Source organism: Bacillus sp. 05T31 (genome assembly GCF_056396725.1).
Genome location: NZ_JBFTMA010000490.1, coordinates 1 through 8,977, shown reverse-complemented (window position 1 = coordinate 8,977; position 8,977 = coordinate 1). Strand labels below are relative to the sequence as shown.

General features: G+C 36.4%; 7 protein-coding genes and 5 pseudogenes. 10 read left to right on the top strand and 2 right to left on the bottom strand.

All coding sequences use genetic code 11. From position 1 onward, the window contains the following. From AC1DJR_RS22645 to AC1DJR_RS22630, 4 genes and pseudogenes are all read left to right on the top strand, one after another. Positions 1-622, top strand: a 622-nt coding sequence (locus AC1DJR_RS22645) for an ABC transporter ATP-binding protein (protein ID WP_477003557.1), incomplete at its 5' end; no start/stop codon positions are given. After that, positions 623-1,381, top strand: a complete 759-nt coding sequence (locus AC1DJR_RS22640) for an ABC transporter permease (protein WP_477003556.1) — start codon at positions 623-625, stop codon at positions 1,379-1,381. It abuts the gene before it with no gap. A gap of 540 nt (positions 1,382-1,921) precedes the next feature. Next, positions 1,922-2,079 (top strand): annotated as a pseudogene (locus tag AC1DJR_RS22635) (L-serine ammonia-lyase, iron-sulfur-dependent, subunit alpha); the annotation flags it as partial. A gap of 147 nt (positions 2,080-2,226) precedes the next feature. Further along, on the top strand, positions 2,227-3,546 hold the full coding sequence (locus AC1DJR_RS22630; protein ID WP_477003555.1) for an aromatic amino acid transport family protein: 1,320 nt from the start codon (positions 2,227-2,229) through the stop codon (positions 3,544-3,546). 293 nt (positions 3,547-3,839) lie between these two features. Here the strand turns inward: AC1DJR_RS22630 and AC1DJR_RS22625 are convergent. Beyond that, positions 3,840-4,526: pseudogene (locus AC1DJR_RS22625) on the bottom strand (WYL domain-containing transcriptional factor); the annotation flags it as partial. Between the two features lie 145 nt (positions 4,527-4,671). Between AC1DJR_RS22625 and AC1DJR_RS22620 the strand changes: the two are divergent. From AC1DJR_RS22620 to AC1DJR_RS22610, 3 genes and pseudogenes are all read left to right on the top strand, one after another. Then, positions 4,672-5,151 carry a GyrI-like domain-containing protein gene (locus AC1DJR_RS22620; protein WP_477003554.1) on the top strand — a complete coding sequence of 160 codons (480 nt, stop codon included), beginning with the start codon at positions 4,672-4,674 and terminating at the stop codon, positions 5,149-5,151. Next, positions 5,138-5,647, top strand: a complete 510-nt coding sequence (locus tag AC1DJR_RS22615; protein ID WP_429687251.1) for a phage tail protein — start codon at positions 5,138-5,140, stop codon at positions 5,645-5,647. Before AC1DJR_RS22620 ends, AC1DJR_RS22615 begins: the two co-directional genes overlap by 14 nt. A gap of 166 nt (positions 5,648-5,813) precedes the next feature. Next, positions 5,814-6,071 (top strand): annotated as a pseudogene (locus AC1DJR_RS22610) (DUF3963 domain-containing protein); the annotation flags it as partial. 26 nt (positions 6,072-6,097) lie between these two features. On the opposite strand, the pseudogene AC1DJR_RS22605 reads toward AC1DJR_RS22610, so the two are convergent. Continuing rightward, positions 6,098-6,739 (bottom strand): annotated as a pseudogene (locus AC1DJR_RS22605) (NAD-dependent epimerase/dehydratase family protein); the annotation flags it as partial. Positions 6,740-6,881: 142 nt separating this feature from the next. Here AC1DJR_RS22605 and AC1DJR_RS22600 point away from each other — a divergent pair. The 3 genes and pseudogenes from AC1DJR_RS22600 to AC1DJR_RS22590 all read left to right on the top strand — a co-directional run. Then, positions 6,882-7,769 carry a LysR family transcriptional regulator gene (locus AC1DJR_RS22600; protein ID WP_429692294.1) on the top strand — a complete coding sequence of 296 codons (888 nt, stop codon included), beginning with the start codon at positions 6,882-6,884 and terminating at the stop codon, positions 7,767-7,769. A 137-nt stretch (positions 7,770-7,906) separates the two neighbouring features. Further along, positions 7,907-8,164: pseudogene (locus AC1DJR_RS22595) on the top strand (GNAT family N-acetyltransferase); the annotation flags it as partial. Between the two features lie 386 nt (positions 8,165-8,550). After that, positions 8,551-8,977, top strand: a 427-nt coding sequence (locus AC1DJR_RS22590) for a response regulator transcription factor (protein WP_477003553.1), incomplete at its 3' end; no start/stop codon positions are given.

Here is an 8,977-nt window from a genome sequence, read left to right as displayed (position 1 = left end):
AGTCAATATCCTCTCGACGCTGATGAAGCAAGGTGGCGGCGAAGTAGGTATTTGTGGTTTTGACGTTCAGCGTCAATCGGATCATGTTCGTCAAAGTATTAGTCTGACAGGGCAGTTTGCAGCTTTAGACGGTATGCTCACGGGGAGAGAAAACTTGATAATGATTGCCAATTTGCGTGGAGTTTCTAGTCCTGCTCAAGTCGCTGATAATTTGCTTGCAAGATTCAGCCTGACTGATGCAGCCAACCAGAGGGCAGACCAGTACTCAGGTGGGATGAAGCGCCGGCTTGATATCGCCATGAGCTTGATTGGGACGCCAGCAGTCATTTTTCTCGATGAACCGACGACAGGGCTTGACCCCGAAGCGCGGATTGAAGTGTGGGATACGGTCAAGGAACTTGCCGGCGGCGGCACAACCATCTTGCTCACGACYCAGTACYTSGAGGAAGCCGAACAACTGGCGGACCGTATCGCTATCTTGCATGGYGGAAAAATTATTACGACTGGTACTCTTACAGAACTTAAAGAGATGTTCCCGCCAACAAAAGTGGAGTATATCGAAAAGCAGCCGACATTGGAAGAAATTTTCCTTGCGATCATTGGCAAAAAGGAGGAGATGTAAATGAAGAGCAAAACAGGGGTATTATTAGGGCGCTTAATGCGCAACATCATGCGCAGTCCAGATACAATTATTACGGTAGCGATTACGCCGATTATGATGATGCTGTTGTTTGTCTACGTATTTGGCGGCGCCATAAAGACAGGAACGGATAACTACGTCAATTATTTATTGCCGGGAATCTTACTGATGGCTATCGCATCCGGTGTCGCTTACACTTCCGTACGGTTGTTTACGGATGTAAAGAGCGGGCTGATGGCACGTTTCATTACTATGCCTATCAAGCGTTCGTCGGTATTATGGGCTCACGTATTAACATCACTTGTTGCTAATGTGCTTACTATCGTGGTGGTTATTCTTGTTGCGCTCTTAATGGGCTTCCGTTCCAGTGCTAATATTCTGGATTGGCTCGCGGTAGCTGGAATACTCGGGATGTTTACGCTGGCGCTGACATGGTTGGCTATCATTCCTGGGTTGACAGCGAAGTCTATGGAAGGGGCGACAGCCTACTCGTACCCACTAATTTTTCTGCCCTTTATTAGTTCGGCCTTTGTTCCTACCGAAACTATGCCAAAAATTGTTCGTGCGTTCGCTGAAAACCAGCCTGTGACTTCAATCGTGAATGCGATTCGTGCCCTCTTATATGAAGGGGCTGTTGGCAACGATATTTGGATTGCACTTGCTTGGTGTGTGGGCATTATGGTTATCGCTTACTTCTTCGCCGGTTATTACACAATTCAAAAGTATACTCTCTTTTTCTAAATATGCAATTATGCATATTTAGAAAAAACTACACTTAATAAATATTACATATAGTAAATGGAAACTTATGGTGTAATTCTTTTAACAGGCTTAACATGATAACCATTATATAAGGTGCGTAGGCTCTTTTGAAAAAGTTCTTCTTTTCTGAAAAATGAATATTAATTCGTTATATGTAATGAAAATTCATGATAATAATTTTATGTTTTCTAAATTTATTCCTTTACATCAATGTGTATTATTTATTACAACAGCTTCATGTCAAAGATAAGATGTGAAAGCAAAGGGAAATATAAGTATCTTTATAACGAGTTCCTAATATAATCAATGTGTTAACGAAAGGAACTCTGTATTATGTTTACTTTTCTATTAACTAATACAGCTTCAAAAAATAGACACAATTGCTACATACCAATTGTAATTTATTATCTATTCATAATTCTGTTTATTCTGTCTTTCTAAAAATAAAAAAATATTAGACTCGCAAATATAAACGTTATAATGAGGGCGTCGAGAGGTAACCGATTACCTACGAAGAAAATATCAAACATTTTAAARTTGGACARACTGAAACGATTAATTRCAGAAAGGTGTGTGACCAGAAGGRGRATTTCTTCAAAATAGTTTAGTAGCAGYGGACATCGTATTAGCTGGTGTAAACAATATCATCAATGCTGACGAAGTATAGGGTTGGAGGATAAATGCCTCGCACATTAAGAGAGACAGCTTTAGGTGGAATCGTTTACAATATGGTGCATCWAGTAAGCGGTTCATTTTTTAAGAATGSTCTATATTCTTAAGCCTAAAAAGAGACGTAARAATAGGATACAAGGGGGATTTATTATATGAATGGGAATACTGCAAAAAAAATAGAATTTCAAGCTGAAAATACTGCAGTGAAAAATGAGAAATATCTAGATCCTAAAAAGTGGCATAAACAAGATACTACCTGGGCATTGAGCCTTTTTGGAACAGCAATTGGAGCAGGAGTACTCTTTTTACCTATTAATGCAGGTTCAGGAGGTTTATTATCATTACTGTTAATTACGATACTTGCATTTCCTGTTATGTATTACTCACATAGGGCACTTGCTAAAATGATATACGCTTCTAATTCTGCTGATGAGGGGATTACAGGCACAATAAGAGAGTATTTCGGAAATAAGGCAAGTATAATTTTTAACATAGTATATTTCGKTTCAATTTATACGATCGTGCTGATGTATTCGGTTGCACTTACAAATACTGCAAGTAGTTTTATCGTGCATCAATTGCATATGAAGGAGCCTTCAAGGGCCATTTTATCGCTTATATTAGTACTCGGTCTTATCGCTATACTAAACTTTGGTCAAGATATCATTGTAAAGGTAATGAGCATGCTAGTATATCCTTTCATAGCTTCTTTACTTTTTATTTCAATATCTTTAATTCCACAATGGAATACGTCAATGCTTAGTTTTTCAAGCGTTTCTACTGCTTCAACAGGAACAGGGTATTTTGGAGTGATATTGATGATACTGCCAATCATAGTATTCTCATTTAATCATTCTCCTCTTATTTCGTCATTTGTTATGAAACAGAGAGCTACCTATGGAATAGAAGCTACTGATGCCAAATGTGCTCAAATACAAAAAGTTTGTTATATTATGACATTCGTCGTTGTTATGTTCTTTGTTTGGAGCAGTGCACTGAGTTTAACTCCAAAAGATCTTATGATGGCTAAAGAACAAAACTTATCAATCCTATCGTATCTTGCTAATGAGCTTAATTCACCTGTAATCACTATTGTAGCTCCTATCATTGCKTTTGTGGCTATWACAAARTCTTTCCTTGGCCATTATATAGGAGCRTATGARGTAATGCGTGAYATGATTATCAAGTCCGGTAAAACACGTGGRAAAGWTATAGGAGAAAAAACARTTAAGACAATGATYCTTACTTTTGTYGTATTAACATGYTGGTATGTTGCTTATRCAAATCCAAGTATTCTTGGAATYATTGATGCCCTTAGCGGTCCGTTAGTTGCTGCTATCTTATGTCTATTACCAATGTATGCGATTCGTAAAGTACCAGTACTAGCTAAATACAGAGGGAAAATGAGCAATGTGTTTGTCATTGTTGTAGGTATACTTACTGTCCTAGCAAGTATTAAGTCATTATTCTAATTCGCTATTGTTAGTTCAAGTGTTAAAATAGAGGGATATGAAAAAAGAATGAAAGAGATTATGGATAAGATAAGTCCATATTCGAATTTTAAACAAGCTGTTTTATGAGGGTTAAACTCTAATATAAAAAGACATGAACAAAGATTAGTTCATGTCTTTTTTTGTGTTGGCGTTATTCTTAGAAGAGCGTTTAAAGTAGCGGTAGCGAATAAAATGTTTTTACTAGGTATTTAAATAGAGGTAACTGGCATCTAGTCAAACTCAATATTATTTTGGGTTTAACTGGCCACTGCTTATGGGCAGTATAAACATAATCTCTCTTTTAAACCTTCTAACACTTCTTCAGGAACTTCCCTGATTTTGATATCTTTACCTAGGAAAAGTAGCCAATTTGTTATTTCTATCAATTCATCGAGATTGTTAACATTGATAAAAGTTTTTAGAATGGCTGTGGATTGGTAAGGATTTGTATAGGAAATAGAAATTTTTATAGGATGGTATTTTTTGAACTGGGTAATCGCTTTTGGACCAAGTTCAAGTACAAGGTTGATTGCTTCGTCCTTCTTACTTAGTTTTTCTGAAATTTTTTTCTTACTTAATCTCTTTTTCATCGTATAGGGTTCGACATTAATGAGATGATCGACAAGAAACATCTTCTTTTTTTCTTCTTTTATGTCAAAGCCTTCAATTATCCAATGGCTTTTTTCTTGATAAAGGTGYAGTAGATAAATTGGATAAGACTTGGTTTCCTCCTCTTCTTTTACGGTAATCAATAAATGGCTATCTAAAAGAAGGATTTGGATGAGTTTTTCTAACATAGGATGGGGGAGGTCAGAAAGCTCAAGTAGGTCAGGATTATGAGGGTTAGTCCCTTCAAAAAGCAAGATTTGATTTAAAAGAACAAGGTCATCCTGCTGGATTTCTGAGATGAGTCCTAGTAGTTTTTCGGCTAAAGACTGACGACTCTTTAGATAGGGAAGCGCATGATCGTATTAATCCGTTCAACTTTTTTCATGTTGGTCTCCTAAACAGTATCATTTTTTGACATGATTTAAAGATATTATAAACTCATCAAGTGAAAAGATAAATCGTTTGATTAATTTAAAAGTGAGGAAGGTTTTAAATATGAAAAATTATACAATAGAAGAAAAAGATAGCTTTATCGTGTTAGGTATTGGAACTGAACTTAAGAGCCACTATACAGACTTTGCGGGCATAAACAAGGAAAAGGCAGACTTTTGGCTAGCCGTCGAACAAGATGGAAGGTTGGACACTTTAAAAGCTTTAGCTACAAATGATTACATTTTTTCTGTGAGTGAAGCGGTGAATAACAAGATGATGTATTACGCTGGTGTCATGACAGAGGCAAYGATACAAGAAGAATCTAGAGTTATCCAGTTTCCGAGGGGAGAATACCTAGTAGTTAAAGGGGAAGGCAATACAGCTGAGGAGCTAAGTAATAAGCTTACTGGTATTGCATTTGGTCAAGCATTAGCAGAAGTAAAAGATTTTGCCTATGTTGGTGGGCCAAATACAACAGTTGAGATGGGGCAGCGAAACGGCTTAGTATTTGGTGAAATATGGATTCCAGTTGTTAGGAAGTAAAGTGTTAAAAGGAGAGATGGAATTGTCCAATATAGTTGATTTTAAAAACGTAACTACAGCTGGCATGGAGTCTTCACCTGTAGCAGAAGCACTTGCTGGTTTACGTGCCCATGAAGCACGTTACTTTATGAATAAATACAAGCATGAATTTACGGTTGTACCAGCTAGTGAAAGCGAGAAGACTCTTGATTATGTGAACCGCATTTTGAAAGAAGAACGTGATATTGGGTTTGCGGCAAAACCTTTAGAAACATCGTGTTTTCAAGTGGAAAATATTAATTTTTCCTATGTCTTCTATGAGGATGGTCTTGCAGTCAACGTCATGTATACGTTGGATAACCCAAAGAAGCGGGCTGTTGGATTTAAGCTTTCTGAGGGAATGGAGATACCAACGGAGTTAGTAGAGAAGTTTAAGTTTGCTAGACAGAAGTCTAAACTCGCTGGAACAATTCGAGGTTCGTTTTTTGTAATTAAAGGAGAATATATTACAAGTTGAAGAATCAGTCATTTGTTGTATTGAGTTATTCTTTTAAAAGGCGCGATTAAGGCTAACAATCTTGAATTGTTAGCCTTTTTTTACATAAGTATAATATTCATAGTCTGCTACACACTACGTTCAGATAAAATAAAACGAAAGGAAATTACTGTAGAGTGGTGGTGGCGTAAGCAAAAAAAGGCTATTTGAGTTATTCTTAGTAACTTTTGCTTTACTATTCCTTCATGTAAGCACATTTACTAATGAAAAATTGAATGATAAATTTGGTAACTTTACCTTCTTTGTTGTATTTCTCATGTTTTATATCAACGTTGCATTTATAGAACGGTATTTTGATGATATACAAAAGTGGATTCGAAATATCATATTTCTTCTTGCCCTGTTAGTAGTAACTTTAATATCACTATGGATAGGTTACTTTTAAAGCCTTGTGATTAAGGAAATTTTGTTATGTAAAATTGAAAATGGAGGTAAGTTCTTTGCCGTCATCGACTTTAAGAGAAGGTCCATAAAATCTTCTGGGCTTAAGTATGCACTCATATCTCTAGCTGTTAGTGGTTTACCATATGGATTATAATCATCATATGCACCTATACGAATAGCAAGACTTTGTAACCCTTCTTCATAAGCAAAGTAAGAAGCAACAGCCTCTGCGAAACACTTACTTACCCCGTACATATTTTTGGGTCTCGTGGGTGAATAAGCATGTGGTTGATAATCCAAAGGATAGCCTTCAATTGTTTGAGCACTGGAAGCAACTATCACTTTGGATACATTATTATCACTAGCAGCTCTAAAAATATTATAGGTTCCCTTTATATGATTTTCTAATAAGGAGCCATAAAAATCAGCATTTGGCGAAGGATTACCTGCCAAGTGTATAACTATATCTATACCTTTCGTAAATTCTTGACAAGCAGCTAAATCAGAAACATCTAAATATATGATTTCATGATTTGTATCTTTAAAAATTTCTAAAGCAGATAAGTTAATATCTGCTAGCCGTAACTGGTAATTCCCTTGCTTATCTAGGAACCTTGTAACATCTTGGCCAATCTTACCTGCAGCACCTGTAACTAAAATTTTTTGCATTTCACTTCATCCTTCCATAAAAAATACATCCCTTGTCAAGGGGCATATAATAGAGCATGCACTTATTGTATGTTGGTAATGGCATTAAATAAAACGAAGAAATATAATGGAGACATGAATAAAATTCATGAGGAGGACCATAGTGACTTTAACAAAATATGAAATATTTAACAAAGTGGCAGAACTCAATAGTTTTACAAAAGCTGCAGAAGTGTTAGGTTTCACCCAATCTGCTGTAAGTCATGCAATTAGCAGTTTGGAAAAAGAGTTTTCCTTTCCTTTATTTATTCGTAATCACTCTACTTTAACATTGACCAAAAATGCAGAGGAGCTTTTAATTACCGTTCGGAAAATTTTATACTATAACAACATGCTGAAGCAGGAAGTAGCCGCTATCAATGGGTTCCAAAAAGGAACAGTAAGAGTGGGGGTTTTTTCGAGTGTTTCTAAAAACTGGATTCCTGGTATTCTTAAAAAAATGGAGGAAAAGTTTCCAAATATTGAAATCGAATTACTGGAAGGAAACTATGCTGAGGTTGAGAATTGGTTACAAAACGGGAGATTAGATTGTGGATTTATTAATAATGATACTTACTTTAAATCACTTGAAAAATCCTTTGAAATCGTACAATTGAAGAGGGATCGACTTTTATGTGTTGTATCTAACCAATCCCCATTATGTAAGGAAAACCAAGTATCAATGCAACAAATAGAAAATGTACCTTTTATTATGCCAACATATCAGTGTTATGATGATATTCAAAAAATATTTAGGGAGAATAAAGTTAGCCCCAATATTCGATTCGAAAATATGAATGAATACTCAGTGATCTCCATGGTGGAGAATAATCTAGGAATTAGTATATTGCCAGAAATGATTATACCAACATCAAAAAATTCTTTTGCAGCCATTCCACTTGAAAGTGATAGCTATCGAACTATTGGATTAGCTATAAGAAAACCAACCTCACTCGCGACTAAGAAATTTTCTGAGATTACTAAAAGGTGGGTATCATTTGAATCAATTTAATTTTGCCAAAATCTGAGTTATTTAAACTGATAKGGTTCTTCTTGAACGGAGCAGATTAGTTCAATAAGCAATGAGAAAAAGTTATATATTATGTGTTGATGTAGAACTATAATATACAAAAATCAGGAAGTAATTATATGGTAATATATAAAAATTATACGACAGAACACCCTAATAACTTTGACTAATTACTAAACCTATATGAATCTTTATGATGGAATTCACTTAAATTAACAAGTAATGATTTGGAACGAATGTGCAATCAAAGTTGATACGCCATTTACGCATTTGATGAAAAATAATTAGTGGGTATGGGACGTGTTATTTCAGATGGTGTAATTACTGGAGTAGTTTTGGAAACGCGTGTTCTACCAATCTATCTGTCCGAAGGAATCGCCGCCATGTACAAATCGCGCTGGGCAATTGAATCATTTTTCCGCTGGATTTAGCTGAATTTGAACGTTCCCGTATTGTTTGGCACAACATCCAATGCGTTGTTCAATCAGTTATTCACAGCTATAATTGCCTATGCTTTGCTGAAATTTCTTCGTGCACAAGGCCAAAAGACAAAATAAACGCTTGTCATTTGCAGGTTTCACACGCCTGTTTCTTTGTGAAGCCTTGTCAATTGAGTGGCAAATTAGTTTGAAAGAAACACTTGAATTCTACAGGTCGATAAATCAAGAAACTGTATTACTTTGGTTAATCAACATACGTGTTAATTTATAGTATAATGATTACTTGAAATAATGCGGTGGAAAACAGGGAAAAGAGGGAACCGATGCCTACTATACTAGTTGCTGACGACGATGCGAACATTCGCGAACTCGTCTGTTTATTTCTACGCAACGACGGATTCGCAACAGCTGAAGCAGCGGACGGCAAGGAAGCACTGGCCGTCTACATCTCAACGAATGTCGATCTTGTCGTACTTGACATTATGATGCCGATTATGGATGGTTGGACGTTAAGCAAGGAGCTCCGAAGAGCCAATCCTGATTTACCTTTACTTATGCTGACTGCGAGAGGAGAAACATGGGAGAAAGTGAAAGGTTTCGAACTTGGGACGGACGATTATTTAACCAAACCATTCGATCCGTTAGAGTTGACGGTTCGTGTTAGGGCACTACTCAAACGATACAAGATTGGCTCCACGCAGAAGATCCATTTAGGGAACGTCATCCTTGATCGACAGACCTATAAGGTGA

What these genes read in the sequence shown, in the direction of transcription:
- AC1DJR_RS22640 (WP_477003556.1), top strand. Translation starts at nt 623, where the DNA reads ATGAAGAGCAAAACAGGGGTATTATTAGGGCGCTTAATGCGCAACATC.